The 14,300-nt window shown below is 72.1% G+C and carries 14 protein-coding genes; 8 read left to right on the top strand and 6 right to left on the bottom strand.

Features of this window, described 5'->3' with window-relative positions:
• Positions 1-31: 31 nt before the first annotated feature.
• Positions 32-862, bottom strand: a complete 831-nt coding sequence (locus Aau02nite_RS28875; RefSeq protein WP_212991749.1) for a helix-turn-helix domain-containing protein — start codon at positions 860-862, stop codon at positions 32-34.
• A gap of 78 nt (positions 863-940) precedes the next feature.
• On the opposite strand from Aau02nite_RS28875, the gene Aau02nite_RS28870 reads away from it, so the two are divergent.
• Positions 941-1,957, top strand: coding sequence for an NADP-dependent oxidoreductase (locus Aau02nite_RS28870; RefSeq protein WP_212991748.1), 1,017 nt, complete (start codon positions 941-943; stop codon positions 1,955-1,957).
• A gap of 22 nt (positions 1,958-1,979) precedes the next feature.
• Here Aau02nite_RS28870 and Aau02nite_RS28865 read toward each other — a convergent pair whose 3' ends face one another.
• The gene (locus Aau02nite_RS28865; protein WP_212991747.1) at positions 1,980-4,190 is read right to left on the bottom strand and encodes a zinc metalloprotease; all 2,211 of its coding nucleotides are present in this window, start codon (positions 4,188-4,190) and stop codon (positions 1,980-1,982) included.
• Between the two features lie 193 nt (positions 4,191-4,383).
• Between Aau02nite_RS28865 and Aau02nite_RS28860 the strand changes: the two genes are divergently transcribed.
• From Aau02nite_RS28860 to Aau02nite_RS47900, 3 genes are read left to right on the top strand one after another with little or no spacing between them, the layout of a single operon-like run.
• Positions 4,384-4,677 carry a hypothetical protein gene (locus Aau02nite_RS28860; protein ID WP_212991746.1) on the top strand — a complete coding sequence of 98 codons (294 nt, stop codon included), beginning with the start codon at positions 4,384-4,386 and terminating at the stop codon, positions 4,675-4,677.
• Positions 4,678-4,732: 55 nt separating this feature from the next.
• A complete protein-coding gene (locus Aau02nite_RS28855; RefSeq protein ID WP_307857962.1) occupies positions 4,733-5,017 on the top strand; it encodes an alpha/beta hydrolase in 285 nt (94 codons plus the stop codon).
• Complete coding sequence (locus Aau02nite_RS47900; RefSeq protein WP_212991800.1) at positions 5,001-5,093, top strand: alpha/beta hydrolase; 93 nt, start codon at positions 5,001-5,003, stop codon at positions 5,091-5,093. Before Aau02nite_RS28855 ends, Aau02nite_RS47900 begins: the two co-directional genes overlap by 17 nt.
• A gap of 5 nt (positions 5,094-5,098) precedes the next feature.
• On the opposite strand, the gene Aau02nite_RS28845 is transcribed toward Aau02nite_RS47900, so the two are convergent.
• Positions 5,099-5,974: an alpha/beta fold hydrolase gene (locus Aau02nite_RS28845; RefSeq protein WP_212991744.1), complete on the bottom strand. Its 876-nt coding sequence runs from the start codon at positions 5,972-5,974 to the stop codon at positions 5,099-5,101.
• 40 nt (positions 5,975-6,014) lie between these two features.
• Positions 6,015-6,965, bottom strand: a complete 951-nt coding sequence (gene sigJ / locus Aau02nite_RS28840) for an RNA polymerase sigma factor SigJ (RefSeq protein ID WP_246595522.1) — start codon at positions 6,963-6,965, stop codon at positions 6,015-6,017.
• Positions 6,966-7,062: 97 nt separating this feature from the next.
• Between sigJ and wrbA the strand changes: the two genes are divergently transcribed.
• The 4 genes from wrbA (at position 7,063) to Aau02nite_RS28820 (ending at position 11,699) form a co-directional block, all read left to right on the top strand.
• A complete protein-coding gene (wrbA, locus tag Aau02nite_RS28835; protein ID WP_212991743.1) occupies positions 7,063-7,698 on the top strand; it encodes an NAD(P)H:quinone oxidoreductase in 636 nt (211 codons plus the stop codon).
• Positions 7,677-8,030: a VOC family protein gene (locus tag Aau02nite_RS28830; RefSeq protein ID WP_212991742.1), complete on the top strand. Its 354-nt coding sequence runs from the start codon at positions 7,677-7,679 to the stop codon at positions 8,028-8,030. The genes wrbA and Aau02nite_RS28830 overlap by 22 nt, the downstream gene beginning before the upstream one ends.
• 56 nt (positions 8,031-8,086) lie before the next feature.
• On the top strand, positions 8,087-9,457 hold the full coding sequence (locus Aau02nite_RS28825; RefSeq protein ID WP_246595521.1) for a PQQ-dependent sugar dehydrogenase: 1,371 nt from the start codon (positions 8,087-8,089) through the stop codon (positions 9,455-9,457).
• Positions 9,458-9,605: 148 nt separating this feature from the next.
• A complete protein-coding gene (locus Aau02nite_RS28820) occupies positions 9,606-11,699 on the top strand; it encodes an amidohydrolase family protein (protein ID WP_246595520.1) in 2,094 nt (697 codons plus the stop codon).
• On the opposite strand, the gene Aau02nite_RS28815 is transcribed toward Aau02nite_RS28820, so the two are convergent.
• Both Aau02nite_RS28815 and Aau02nite_RS28810 read right to left on the bottom strand, forming a co-directional pair.
• The gene (locus Aau02nite_RS28815) at positions 11,696-12,931 is read right to left on the bottom strand and encodes an MFS transporter (RefSeq protein ID WP_212991740.1); all 1,236 of its coding nucleotides are present in this window, start codon (positions 12,929-12,931) and stop codon (positions 11,696-11,698) included. The genes Aau02nite_RS28820 and Aau02nite_RS28815 overlap by 4 nt on opposite strands.
• Positions 12,928-14,250: a GH1 family beta-glucosidase gene (locus Aau02nite_RS28810; RefSeq protein WP_212991739.1), complete on the bottom strand. Its 1,323-nt coding sequence runs from the start codon at positions 14,248-14,250 to the stop codon at positions 12,928-12,930. The genes Aau02nite_RS28815 and Aau02nite_RS28810 overlap by 4 nt, the downstream gene beginning before the upstream one ends.
• Positions 14,251-14,300: the final 50 nt, after the last annotated feature.

Genomic DNA, 14,300 nt, shown 5'->3' with positions numbered 1-14,300 from the left:
AATCCGCGGGAACAGCAGTCAGGTAACGGACTCAGCCGGGATTCGCCAGCCGGCGCAATGCATCCTGCGAGGGTGATCCGGGCTGGGTCGTGAAGCTGACGAGCCACTGGTCCGGCTCCCCGATCGCCTTCATCACGTCGACCGCGATCTCGATGTCGCCCACCACCGGATGCCGCAGCCGGCAGGTGACGTCGGCCCAGTCGGCCACCTCGTGCTCGGTCCACAGCCGGCGGAAGTCGGCGCTGGCGGCGTGCAGCGACTCGACGACACCGGCCGGTCCCGGGTCCCCGGGATAACGGCCCAGACCCAACCGGAGGTACGCGACGTGCCGGCGGGCCAGCAGCTCCCACCCCGGGCCGGCGACCATGGACCGGAACGGACCCTCCAGGAACACCAGATGTGACCAGGTACGCCGCTCGGCGGGCAGCGCGTCGAGATCGCCCAGCAACCGTCCGGCCGCGTCGTTACAGGCGAGGATGTCGCCGTGCCGGCCGTGCACGAACGCGGGCGTGGGGTCCATCCCGTCGATCAGGCAGCGCAGGTCGGCGCGCACCGCCGAGCCGGCCGGGCCGGGCCCGAGCCGAGGTGGATGGACCAGATTCGTCAGGTGCTCACGCTCGTCGCGGGTCAGCCGCATGGCACCGGCGACCGCGTCGAGCACCTCGGCCGACACGCCGCGGCCGTGGCCCTGCTCCAGCCGCGTGTAGTGGGTGACGCTCACCCCGGCGAGCTGGGCCAGCTCCTCGCGGCGCAGACCGGGCACCCGGCGGCGCTCGCCGTAGCGCGGCACCCCGACGGTCTCGGGCTGCAGCCGGGCGCGCCGCGACATCAGGAAGCCGGTCAACTCCGCACGAGTGTCCACCGCGCCAGGGTAGCCATCCGGTGGGTACCCAACCCAGGAGTCTGGCTGGGCCGGGGCCGGGGCCGCACGCTGAACGGCATGGTCACCAACCTCATCGGCCGGGAGATCCGGCTGGCCGGCCGCCCCGCCGGCGTCCCCGGCCCCCAGCACTTCCACCTCGTCCGTGAGGCGGTGCCGCCGCTCGCCGACGGGCAGCTCCTCGTTCGCAACACCTGGATGTCGGTCGATCCGTACATGCGCGGGCGGATGAACGACGAGCCGTCCTACCTGCCGCCGTTCCAGGTGGGTGCCGTGCTGGAGGGCGGCGCGATCGGCGAGGTCGTCGAGTCTCGGTCGGCCACCGTCGCGAGCGGCGCCACGGTCTCGCACTTCCTGGGGTGGCGCGACTATGCCGTCGTCGACGCCGCGGGCGCGACGGTGCTGGACACCACGGCCGGGCCCGCGCAGGCGTATCTCGGGGTGCTGGGCACGACCGGGCTGACCGCGTACGCGGCGCTGACCGAGGCTGCACCGGTCCGGTCCGGTGACACCGTGTTCGTGTCCGGTGCGGCCGGTGCGGTCGGCAGCGTGGCCGGGCAGCTGGCCCGCCTGCTGGGCGCCGGCACGGTGATCGGGTCGGCCGGCGGGCCGGACAAGGCCAAGCGGCTGGCCACCGACTTCGGCTTCGACGTGGCGATCGACTACCAGGCCGGTCCGATCGCGGAGCAACTCACCCGGGCCGCCCCGCAGGGCATCGACGTCTACGTCGACACGGTGGGCGGCGACCACCTGGCCGCGGCGATCGGGGCCGCCCGCAGCGGCGCCCGCATCGCCCTGGTCGGGGCGGTCAGCTCGTACAACGCGACCGGGCCGGTGCCCGGACCGGAGAACCTCTATCAGGCGTACTGGAAGGAACTGACCCTGCGCGGCGTCCTGGTGACCTCGTACTTCCCCCTCTTTCCGGAGTGGATCGAGCGGGCGAGCGGCTGGCTGCGGGCCGGAGCCCTGCGTACCGAGGAGACCGTGGTGCACGGCCTGGCCCAGGCTCCGGCCGCGCTGCTCGGGGTGCTGAGCGGGGCCAACACCGGAAAGATGCTGGTCCGCCTGGACAGCTGAGGTCCACGGACGCCGCCCGCCGTCAGCTCTGCTGTCGCAGCTCCGCCACGACGCCGGGCAACACGCCGCGGCGCTCCAGCGTGGCGGCGGACTCGTCGATCAGGGCGTCCCGGGCGGCGACGTCGTCATCGGCCACCATGACCCCGGCCAGCCGCTCGGTCTGCTGCTTCACTCCGATGTGACCGATGGTGTCGGCGGCCCGGTCGTAGTCGCCGAGCGCGTCCGCCAGCAGCCGGCGTGCCTCCTCGGGGGCCGCCGGCTGAACGGACACCGCCTCCTGCCCGCTCGGCGTGGTGGTGAGCACCTTGCCGTCCGACGCCAGCGGGGTGCCCAGGACCGCCTTGGCATGGACGGCGGCGTTGGAACCGGGCAGTTCCTCGGCCAGCTGACGGAGGGTGTCGTTGGCCCGCTTCAGCACGCGTGAACCGCCGAACGCCAGCGTGTGGGCCACGTCCTGGGTGAACACCTCGCCGGCCAGCCGCTCCGCGCCAGGGCTCGCGGGCGGGTCCACGACGATGCGCAGGGGCACGCTGAGCGCCGCGTCGCCGCCGCCGAGATCGAGGGCGGCGAAGGCCCGGTAGTTGCCGGGGTCGCTGATCAGCCAGCCGCCCGTACCGGCCGAGAGCAGGACCGAACCGTAGATCGCCTGACCCGGCTGGAGGACCACGGGCGCCGGCGCCTGGCAGTAACGGGCGAACGGCAGCCACCGGCGCACCGGGCCACCGTCCTTGGCGACCACGATCGCGAGGCCGTCGTCCCGCAACGCGTTCCGGTCGACCACGGCGGGCGTCGAGGAGACGTTCTTGAGGCGGAGCTCCGCGACGACCGGCTCGAGGAACTCGAAGGACGAATCCCGGTGCACCCGCAGATCGAGCGCCAGCGGTCCGGTGACCGCCGCGCGCAGCTCATCGAACGCCTCCTGCTCGAAGCCGTGCTCACTGAACCACGGCGCGGCGCCCTGCTTCACCAGCCGCTCCGGGGCGTGCCGGAGGAAGAGCAGTTCGTCGGGGCTGAAGCCGTACTCGAAGGCGCTGAAGAAGGCGTCCAGTCCGCCCGGATACCGGAACGGGTAGTTCATGTAGCTCAACGAGCTCGGCTCGTCGGCCAGCGGCACCCACGCGGTGCCGAGCGACTTCTGCCAGGCGTGGGCGAGGTTGAAGGCGTGCCCGATCTCGTGCACCGCCGTCCAGAATTTCATCCGCTCGACCCACGGCCCCGGATTCGCCTCGCCGGCCGGCGCCTGCTCGATGAACGAGCCGCCGAAGATCGCCGTGCCCTGCCGTTGCGCCGTGCCGATGTCGTCGAACATGATGCCGCCCAGCGTCGAACCCTGGTCGTGCAGGCGGGCGAAGAGGACCCACACCGCCCACCGCGGCGCATCGGCCCAGAGCGACCAGTGCCGCTGCATCGCGTCGTGCATCTCCTGGTCGGACCAGGTGGCCCCCGGACCGGCCTCCGAGATGTCGATGACGTTGTCGTCCCCGGTGCCGGTCACCTTGATGCCGACGCGCGCGAACGCCGATTCGATCGTCAGCATCGTGGCCGGCGCGCCCGGGGCGCGCACCGGGTGGGTCGACGGATGGTGCGACGTGACGGCTGTCGCGTCGCTGACTCTGTCGTACTCGAAGGTGACCTCGCGGAACGCCGCCTTCTCGTATCGGTAATGCATTTTCACCGATGATCCGGACGTGGTGCTGAAGACCACCGTCGCATGGCCCGAAAGGGGCAGCAGACCGCCGGTCAAGGTGACCGACACGTTGTCGAAGGGCCGCAACGCGGTATTTCCGTCGCGATAGATGATCGGGCCGGTCCATACATTCTGGTTCTTTGTCACCCGGGCCATCCAGGTGAGCCGGCCGCCGAATATCCGCGTGACGGTGCCGCTGACGGTCATGGTCGGCATGACTCCGTCGACGTCGACCCGCAACTCCTCGGTGCCGAGAACCGGGAAGACCGGCCCGGCGGCCGCCTGCTCGCCGTCAGCACCGGCGACCGGATCCGCGACCGGTGCTCGAGGCAGGAAGACGGGCACAGCGAGACGATAGACGCCGGATCGGCGCAGGAGGAACGGCGGGAAGGGCGCCGTCTCCGGCGCGCCGGCCGCGCTGTCGCCGTCGGTGACGAGGTCGTGGTCGGGCACGTCGCTGACCACCGGTTGCCGGGACGAGCGACCGGCTGACCCGTTCGGCTCCGGGGGTGGATCCACGAGTGTGACGGTTACGGGATCAGACATTGTGCGCTCCCTCGCGGGCAGGGTGGAATGGACATCGGTAAGACCTTTCCGTCCCGGCCGGAGCGGGACCGGAAAAAGAGAATTCGTGGCGCGCGGTAATCTCACGCAGACGCTACGCCGCACCCATGATCAATGGAGATACTGTCGTAGATTTTACGATCACAATGACGATTGTCGAATGAGGAGTCCGTCGATGGCCAGCGTCCGAGTCTTTCTTGAGTCCGGCTTCGACCACGACGAAGTCACGATGAGCGCGGGCGGCGCCGCGCACGAGGAGCACGAGGTGACGACCCGCTACCAGGTCGGCCTGGCGAAGGTGGTCGACCTGACGCTCCCCGACGGCGAGCCGTCGAACCTGCGGATAACCGTGCGGAACCTCTCCGCCGAGGCCGCGATCACGCCCGAGCAGACGCCCTACGTACGCGTCAACGCCACCGCAACCGGCCTGACCGTCGAGCCCGAATCCGCCCCGCCGATGTACGGCTGATCCGGAGTCTCCTGGACCGCGCGGTCGACGAATTCCTCCATCAGGCGGTCTGCGGGTGATCGCCGGCGGCGGTCTCGCTTCTCCCATCGGCCGATGGCCCGACACCTGCTCGTCCCCGGGCGTGGCATCCCCCCGCCCGGAGCACTGGATGGTCCGCTGGGCGGACGCCCACCCCGATTACCAGTGGGCGCCCCGCCCGCCGGGCCCGCCGTTCGTCCTGGAGGACCGGGTGGCCGCGCTGCGCCAGGCCATCACCGCCGATGACGAACCCGCCGTGCTGATCGCGCACAGCGCCGGGTGCATAGGCGGACTGGGGGGCCGAGCTGGTCGATGCCGGTGACGCCGGCCATGTCGAGACGGCGAGCGGCTACGGTCCCTGGCCCGCCGGTGAACGGCTGGTCGCCGCGCTGGGCTGAACGGGTCAGCTGGCGTCGAGCACCTCGCGCAGCTTCGCCGCGAACTCCTCGGGCTTGCCCGCGTAGCCGAACTCGCCGCCCAGGAAGCCGCCGTGGTGGCTCGGGAAGACCGTCGCCTCCTGGCCGAGCAGCGCCGCGACCCCCAGGGCCGCACGCGCGGTGTACGTTCCCGCCGACTCCTCACCGACCGCGATCACGATCCGGGTCGGGGCGGCGGTCAGCGCGGCCGCGACCGGGCGGTAGTCGCTGATCGCCCACGAGTTCTTCGACAGCAGCGGGTCGTCGCGGTTGCCGTCGTCGTCGGTGGACATGCCGAACATCGCCGGGTCCGGTGCGGGCTGCTCGAAGTAGGCGTCGGTGAACTCGCCCTGCCAGGAGGTCATCGTGATGAACGCGGCCATGCCGGCGCCGGTGCCCTTCGCCTGGTACGCCTCGTGGAAGCCGGCCCGGGCGCGCTCGGCGGCCGCGGCGTCGGGCAGCACCGCGTTGATCGGCGGCTCGTGGGCCACCAGGGTCACGACGTCGCCGGGGTGGGCGGTGACCAGTTCCAGCGCGGTGACCGCGCCGCCGCTGCTGGCGAACACGTCGACCGGGCCCGCGCCGAGCGACTCGATCAGCAGGTGCAGGTCGGCCGCCTGCTGCTGGGGAGTGTGGTCCGAGCGGCCGTCCGTGCGGGCACTGCGGCCCAGGCCCCGCGGGTCGTAGGTGACGACCGTACGGTCCGTGAAGTGGCCGGCCAGGGCGGTGAAGCCCTCCGCCGACATCGGCTGGCCGATCATGAGCAACGCGGGGCGTCCGCCGGCCGGTGGCAGCGGGCCGCGGACGTCGTAGACCAGGTCGGCGCCCGGCGCGGCGAGGGTGTGCGTCTGTGGCTGCGTCATCCGGTGAGGATACGGCCGGCGGGACCGGACGGGGAGCACATCAGTCCGCCGTCCAGGGCCGGAGCTTGTCGGGGTTGAGGACGGCCCAGATGTGCCTGATCCGCTCGCTCGCGACGTCGAAGGCCATCACCGACACGACCGCGCCGTCCAGCCGCACCACCAGGCCGGGCCGGCCGTTGACCGTACGCTCCAGCACCGTCATGCCGGGCATCGCGCCGGCCCGGGCGGCGAAGAAGCGCGCGACCTGCTCGGCCCCTTCGACCGGCTGCAGTGCGGCGCGGACGTGTCCCCCGCCGTCGCCGATCGCGGTGGCGTCGGGGGCGAGCAGGCCGATCAGGGCGTCGATGTCCGCGGTCTCCCACGCCCGTTTGAAGGCGCGGACGATGCCGGCCTGCTGAGCGGTCGGGGTCGCCGGCGCGGGCGAGGCCGGCAGCCGCCGGCGGGCCGACGAGGCCAGCTGGCGGCAGGCCGCCGGGGTCCGGCCGACGATCTCGGCCACTTCGGCGAAGGAGTAGCGGAAGACGTCGTGCAGGATGAACGCGACGCGTTCGGCCGGGGTCATCGCCTCCAGCACGACGAGGAAGGCCATGCTGATCGACTCGTCGAGAGTGACCCGGTCGCCCGGGTCGGCGGTCGCGGCGCCGGGCCGCGCGCTGAGCCATTCCGTACGGCCGGGCAACGGCTCCGGAATCCATTCGCCGACGTAGCGTTCCCGCCGCGAGCGCGCCGAGCGGAGCTGATCGAGGCAGATGCGCCCGGCCACCCTGGTCAGCCAGGCGCCCGGCGACTCGATGGCCTCCTGCTGCGCGGCTGACTGGGCGTACCAGCGGGCGTAGGTCTCCTGCACCACGTCCTCCGCGTCGGCCAGCGAGCCGAGCAGCCGGTACGCGAGATTGACCAGCTGCCGCCGTTCGCTCATGACCGTGCCCAGGCTGCTCATGGTCCCGCCGGCCCCCTCGCTCGTCGCGTCCGCACCGGTCCGACGAGACATCACACCGCTTTGTCAGGTCCGCGCGCCACCTCACATCCTGCCGCGCTGTGTCGTCGTACCGCTGCACCGCAAGCCCGCCCGACCTGGAGGGAACCCTATGGAACCCGTGAACGCCGCCATCGTCTACTACAGCGCCACCGGCACCGTGCACGCCCTCGCGCAGGCCGCCGCCGAAGGCGCGGAAAAGGCCGGCGCGCAGGTACGGCTGCGCCGGATCGCCGAGTCGGCCCCGCAGCAGGCGATCGACGCGAACCCCGCCTGGGGCCGGCACCTGCGGGACAGCGCCGGCATCGCCGAGGCCGGCCTGGACGATCTGGCCTGGGCCGACGTCGTGCTGTTCGGCACGCCGACCCGCTTCGGCAACGTGGCCGCCCAGCTCAAGACCTTCATCGACGGCACCGGACCGCTGTGGGCGCAGGGCGGGCTGGCCGGCAAGGTCTACTCGGCCTTCACCGCCTCCAACACCGCCCACGGCGGGCAGGAGTCCACCCTGCTGGCGCTGGGCAACGTGTTCTACCACTGGGGCGGCATCATCGTGCCGCCCGGCTACACCGACCCGGTCCAGTTCCGGTCGGGCAATCCCTACGGCACCTCGCACGTGGCGGGCGACGGCCCACCCGGTGACATAGCCTTGCAGGCAGCCCGGCACCAGGCCCTGCGTGCGGTCGAGACCGCCGCCTCGCTCAAGGCCGGCGCAGGCAGGAGGGGCACATGCGCGCCAGACGCATCATGACCAACCTTCGCGTGGCCGACATCGAGGCCGCCAAGGAGTTCTACACCGGCTTCCTCGGGCTGAGCACCGAGGAGTTCAACCTGGGCTGGGTGGCCCGCTACAGCTCACCCGGCGGCGGGGCGAACGTCCAGCTGGTGACCGGCGACGCCACCGCACCCGAGGACTCGGTCATCTCCGTGCAGACCGATGACGTCGACGGGGCCTACGAGGAGGCGCAGCGGCTCGGCTACGAGATCGTGCACCCGCTGACCACGGAGCCGTGGGGTGTGCGCCGGTTCTTCGTCCGGGACCCGGACGGCAACGTCCTCAACATCGTGGGCCACTCCGACTGAGCGCGGAGTTGGTGGTCGGCGCCCGGAGTGGGTAGAGATGCACCATGAAGACGGTCGTGCGTGTGGTAGTCGCCGGTGGCCTGACGCTCGTCCTGGCCGCGTGCTCCTCCGACCAGCCGGCGGCTGCGCCCGCCGACAGCGCTTCGCGCGCCCCCGTACAGCCGTCGTCGGCCCCGGCCTCCGCGGACGTGCCGGCTCTGGTCGCCACGACCGTACGCCCGCTCGCCGGCACCGGCGCCGCGCCGTTCGATCAGAACCGGTCGGTGCAGGCCCCACCCGGCTGGACGGTCACCGTCTGGGCCCGGGTGCCGAGTGCCCGCCTGCTGGCCTGGACGCCGGACGGCCGGCTGCTGGTCTCGCGGCCCAAGTCCGGCGACGTCGTCGAGCTCGTCCCCAGCCCGGGTGATGCCGCGCCGGTGCAGCGCACCCTGGTCAGCGGGTTGAACCAGCCGCACGGGCTGGCCTTCGCGGGCAGCACGCTCTACGTGGCCGAGAGCGACAAGGTGAACGCCTTCACCTACGCCGCCGGCGCGGTGTCGGGCAAGCGGGTGGTGATCGACGGACTGCCCGATGCGAAGAGCCCCGAGCTGGGCGGAGCGTACGCACACGCGCTCAAGAGCGTGGCGGTCGGCCGGGACGGTGCGCTCTACGTCTCGGTGGGCTCGACCGGCAACGTGTCGGCCGAGGACCGGGACGCGACCCCGGAGCGGGCCTCCGTGCTGCGGGCGCCGGCGGGCGGCGGCACGCCCACGGTCTTCGCGCGCGGCGTGCGCAACGGCACCGGGCTGGCGGTCGATCCCGGCGGCGCGGTGTGGACGGCGGTCAACAACCGGGACAACACCGAGTACCCGTACGACCGTGACTACGACGGGGACGGCGACCCCGACGAGGGCCGGGTCCTGCAGGGGTACGTGAACGACCATCCGTTCGAGCCGCTGGCCCGGCTGACGCAGGGACGTGATCTCGGCTGGCCGTACTGCAACCCGGACCCCGACCTGCAGCCGGGCGACAAGGACTCGCCGCTGAGCTACACCCGCCGCCCGTTCGTCCGGGACGTCGCGAACAACCCCGGCGGCACGAAGCTCGACTGCGCCGCCCTGCCCCCGGTCGAGCAGGGCATGGGCGCCCACTCGGCGCCGCTGGGCCTGAGCTTCGCCACCTCGCCGGGCCTGGCCGGGGAGTACGGGCCGGGAGCGCTGGTGGGCATCCACGGCTCGTGGAACCGCAACCCGCCCCGGCCGCCGGAGGTGTCGTTCTTCGCCTGGCGCGACGGCACTCTGGGCCCGCAGCAGACCCTGCTGACCGGGTTCCAGCAGGAGAACGGCTCGCGCTGGGGCCGGCCGGTCATGGCCGTGCAGGGCCCGGACCGCGCCCTGTACGTGAGCGACGACTTCGCCGGGGCCATCTACCGCGTCACCGCCTCCTGACCGACGCCGGCGCGGGGAGCCGGTCCAGCGTCATCGGACAAAGTGAATGTTTCTCGCAGTCACCTTGACAGACATCGACGCCGAGCACAGTCTTTGCTGACGTTCGCGCTGCTGGGCCAGGTCCAGCGTGAGTCAAGCGGGTGCCCCCATGCCTTTGTCCCCACTCCACCGCCGACCCCTCCGCGCACGGCGTACGAGTCGCTCCGTCGCCCTCGCCCTCGCCGTTCTGTTGCCGGCAGCGGCCCTGTCGGTCTCCTCCGCCTCCCCGGCGACCGCCGCGCCGGTCACCGTGGCCGCCGACGCCCTCGACGGCACGTGCGCCGCGCTCCAGGTCCATGACGGCTCCCGCGCGCTCGGCTACGTCGTGCGCAGCTCGGGCGGCTACGGTTTCACCAGCTCCGCCGCGGCGGCCACGCCGTTCCGCCTGGAGGCCACCCAGCTCTCCCGCTACCAGCTGTTCGATGCCACCGGCGCCCCGGCCTACCAGAGCGTGGCCGGCTTCATCCTGGCCGGCGACGCCTACGGCGAGCGGGCCGACTACACGGTGACCGTGAGCGGCGACAGGTACCGCTTCACCAACACCGCCACCGGCCAGATCATGGGCTCGTTCCTGTGGAGTCTCGGCGCGGGCGGCACGTCCCACACGGTGGCGCTGACCACGGCCTCGGGCTGCTACACCCCGCCCGACATCGATCCGGGCGTCGCCGGCACTGCCGGGCCCGGCGTGGACAGCAGCGGCAAGCTCGTCGGCACCATCGACGCCCACGCCCACATCACCGCCGGCGCCGCGTTCGGCGGGCGGCTGCACTGCGGCGAGGCGTGGGCCCCCGGCGGCGTACGGGACGCGCTCGCCGGTTGCTCCTCACACGCGAGCCTCAACGTGGGCGCGCTGTTCGAGGGCATCATCGGCGGCACCGATCCGGTGAACTCCGCCGAGGACGGGTGGCCCACCTTCGGGGACTGGCCGCAGCACAACTCGCTGCTGCACGAGCAGTCGTACTACCGCAGCATCGAGCGGTCGTGGCGCTCCGGTCAGCGGGTGCTGAACGCGCTGCTGGTCGCCAACCGGGTGATCTGCGAGCTGTTCCCGTACCGCGACACGTCGTGCGACGAGATGGACCAGTTGCGCGTGCAGTCGGCGTACCTGTCGTCCATGCAGGACTACATCGACGCTCAGCACGGCGGCAAGGGCAAGGGCTGGTTCCGCATCGCCACCACGCCGGCCCAGGTACGCGCCATCGCGGCCCAGGGCAAGCTGGCCGTGCTCGTCGGCGTGGAGAACTCCGAGGTCTTCGGCTGCCGTGAGATCAAGGACGTGCCCCAGTGCACCCGGGCCGACATCGACGCCGGCCTGGACGAGCTGCAGGCGCTCGGCGTCTCCGGGCTGTATCCGGTGCACAAGTTCGACAACGCGTTCGGCGGCACCCGCTTCGACTCCGGGGTCACCGGGGCGGCGCTCAACGTCGCGAACCTGCTCTCCACCGGTCACTGGTGGACGGCGACCAGCTGCACCGGCCCGTCCGACAACGAGCAGCCCCTGGTCAGCGACGACTTCGCCGAGCTGCTCAAGCTGGGCCCGCTCGGACTGCCCGCGGGGGCGATCCTGCCGGTCTACCCGAGCGGCAAGATCTGCAACACCCGTGGGCTGACCGCGCTGGGCACGTACCTGATCCAGCGGATGATCAGTCGCGGCATGATCATCCACGTCGACCACATGGGGGTGAAGACCGCGCAGGCCGTGCTCGATCTGGCCGACGCGGCCCGCTATCCCGGCGTGGCGTCGGTGCACACCTGGTCGGATCCGGCGCTGGTCGACCGCATCATCGCCCGCGGCGGATTCGTCGCCTCCTACGCCTTCGCGGCCCACGAGCCCGGCAACGGCGAGCCCGGCTTCCTCGCCGAGTGGCGCACCCACCGGGCCCTGCCGCACGGTGGTTCGATCACCGGCTACGGGTTCGGCAGCGACGTCAACGGCCTGGCTCCACAGGCGCCGCCCCGCGGGAGCGACCCGCTGGCCTACCCGTTCACCGCGCCCAACGGCACCACGGTGAGCAAGCAGGTCTACGGCACGCGCACCTTCGACCTCAACACCGACGGCGTGGCCCAGTACGGCCTCTACGCGGACTGGACCACCGACCTCATCGGCCAGGCCGGCAGCGACGGACCCCTGCTGCGGCAGCAGCTGATGAGCGGGGCCGAGGCCTACACCCGGATGTGGGAGCAGGCGACAGCCGCCGGTTAGTCGACCGAGCGGATCCGGGTGACCAGCACCGAGCCGAGCACGGTCACGGCGGCTACCACGAGATAGAGGACCGGGTAGCCGCCGAGGTAGGCCACGATCGGGAAGGCGAGGGCCGGGCCCAGGACCTGCGGCGCCGAGCTGGCGATGTTTATGATGCCGAGGTCCCGGGCCCGGTCCTCGGCCGTCGGCAGCACCTGGGTGATCAGCGCCTGGTCGACGGAGAGGTACACGCCGAAACCGAGGCCCAGCACCGCGGCGGCGATCAGGGCGCCGGTCCAGGTCGGCCAGAGGGCGAGCAGCGCCGCCGCGGCCGCCATGACGTAGCCGGACAGGATCACCGAGGGTTTGCGCCGCCCGGTCCGGTCCGAGACGATGCCGCCGGCCACCACGGTCAGCACCGTGGTGCCGGTGTAGACGAGGATGAGCAGCAGCAGCCCGTCCTCCGGGCTGCTGTGCTGCACCCGGTCGCGCAGGAAGTAGAGCAGGTACAGCGTGGCCATGGCGTTGCCGAGCTGCACCAGGAACCGGGTGGCCCAGGCCCAGGCGAAGTCGGGGTGGGCCCGGGGGCTGAAGCGGAACACGGCCGCCAGCCCGCGCAGGGTGACGCGCGGAGCGGCTTCGGCCGCGACCGCGGGATCGGGCGTAGCCAGCACGAACGGCAGGGCGGTGAGCACGACCAGGCCGCCGATCAGCAGATAACCGCTGATCGTGCCGCTGACGACCAGCGTGACCAGCAGGACGCCGATGACCACCCCGATCGACTGGGTCAGGCCCACCCAGCCCGAGACCAGGCCGCGTTGCCGCACCGGCGTCCGGTCCGGGACGATCGCGGTGAGCCCGGCCTGCAGCGTGTTCAGGCCGGCCTGCGCGACGCACCAGCACAGCGTGAGCCCGATCAGGGTGCGCTGCCCGGAGAGCAGGGCCAGCCCCACACAGCCGAGCAGGGCGCCGGAGGCGATCCAGGTGTGCCGCCGCCCGGTCCGGGCCGTCGTCGCATCCGACAGCGCGCCGGCGATCGGTCCGACCAGGACGGCGACCAGCGCACCGGCGCCGGTGATGATGCCCAGCGCGGTGGTCTTGTCGATCCCGGCCAGGTCCTGCGCCTGATTGGGCAGCAGCACCTGGAGGGGACCGAAGTAGCCCATCCACAGCCCGAGATTGGCCAGCGACAGCAGGCCGATCCAGTGGGCGCCCACCCGCGCCGGTTCCACCGCCGCGGCGGGCGCGGTCATCTCTGGTCCCGCAGGGCGGCGCGCAGCCAGGCGAAAGAGTCCTTCGGGGTACGGCGCTGAGTGTCGTAGTCGACGCGGACCAGCCCGAACCGCTGCTGGTAGCCCTCGGCCCACTCGAAGTTGTCCAGCAGCGACCAGACGAAGTAGCCGCGCACGTCGACTCCCTCGGCCATGGCCTGGTGCAGGGCCCGCAGATGCCCGTCGAGGTACTCGACGCGGGCGGTGTCGTGGATCCGCCCGGCGGGGCTGACCTCGTCCACGGTGGAACAGCCGCTCTCGGTGATGTGGATCGGCGGTAGCGCGCCGGCGTACCGGTCGCGCAGCCCGACCAGCAGATCGCGCAGACCGCCCGGGACGACCGGCCAGCCGAACGCGGTGGTCGGGACCCCCTCGATCGGGAGCATCTCGAACGGCAGCGGCGATCCGTCCGGCGCGGCGGCGACCCGGGTCGGGTTGTAGTAGTTGATGCCCAGCGCGTCGAGCGGGGTCGCGATGATCTCCCGGTCGCCGTCCCGGACGCATGGAGCACCGTCCAGCAGCGGACTTTCGCCCAGCAGCACCGGATCGAGGAACAGCCGGTTGTGGAAGCCGTCGTACACCGCCGCAGCGGCCAGATCCGCCTCCGCATCGCTGGCCGGCACCACCGGCGTGCAGTTGTTGGTGATCATCACCTCGGCCGCACCGCTCGCCCGCAGCGCGCGTACGGCCAGACCGTGCCCGAGCAACTGGTGATGCGCCACCGGCAGCGCGTCGAACATCAGCTCGCGCCCGGGAGCGTGGGTGCCGAAGGCGTAGCCCTGGGCCATGTGCACGATCGGCTCGTTGAGCGTGATCCAGCGGCTGACCCGGTCGCCGAGCCGGTCGGCGACCACGGCGGCGTACTCGGCGAAGCGGTAGCTGGTCTCGCGGTTCAGCCAGCCGCCGGCGTCCTCCAGGGCCTGCGGCAGATCCCAGTGGAACAGCGTGGGCACCGCGGCGATGCCCCGGGCCACCAGCTCGTCGACCAGGCGGTCGTAGAAATCCAGGCCCTTCGGGTTGACCGGCCCGGCGCCGGCCGGCTGGATGCGCGGCCAGGCGATCGAGAACCGGTACGCGTCCACGCCGAGCTCGCTGAGCAGCGCCACGTCTTCGGGCCACCGGTGGTAGTGGTCGCACGCGACGTCGCCGGTGTCACCGTCGCGGACCCGGCCGGGCGTGTGGGCGAAGGTGTCCCAGATCGACGCGCCTCGCCCGTCCTCGGTGACGGCGCCTTCGATCTGATAGGCCGCGGTGGAGACGCCCCACACGAAGCTCGACGGGAAGCTGGGCAACGCATCCATGGCCACGACTCCTCAGAAGTGAGAGGAGCTCATATTAGTGACCGGTGAGG

The sequence above is a fragment of the Actinoplanes auranticolor genome (assembly GCF_018332655.1).
Taxonomy (GTDB): domain Bacteria; phylum Actinomycetota; class Actinomycetes; order Mycobacteriales; family Micromonosporaceae; genus Actinoplanes; species Actinoplanes auranticolor.
The sequence above is the reverse complement of the archived record's forward strand: the minus strand, read 5'-3'. Positions and strand labels throughout refer to the sequence as shown.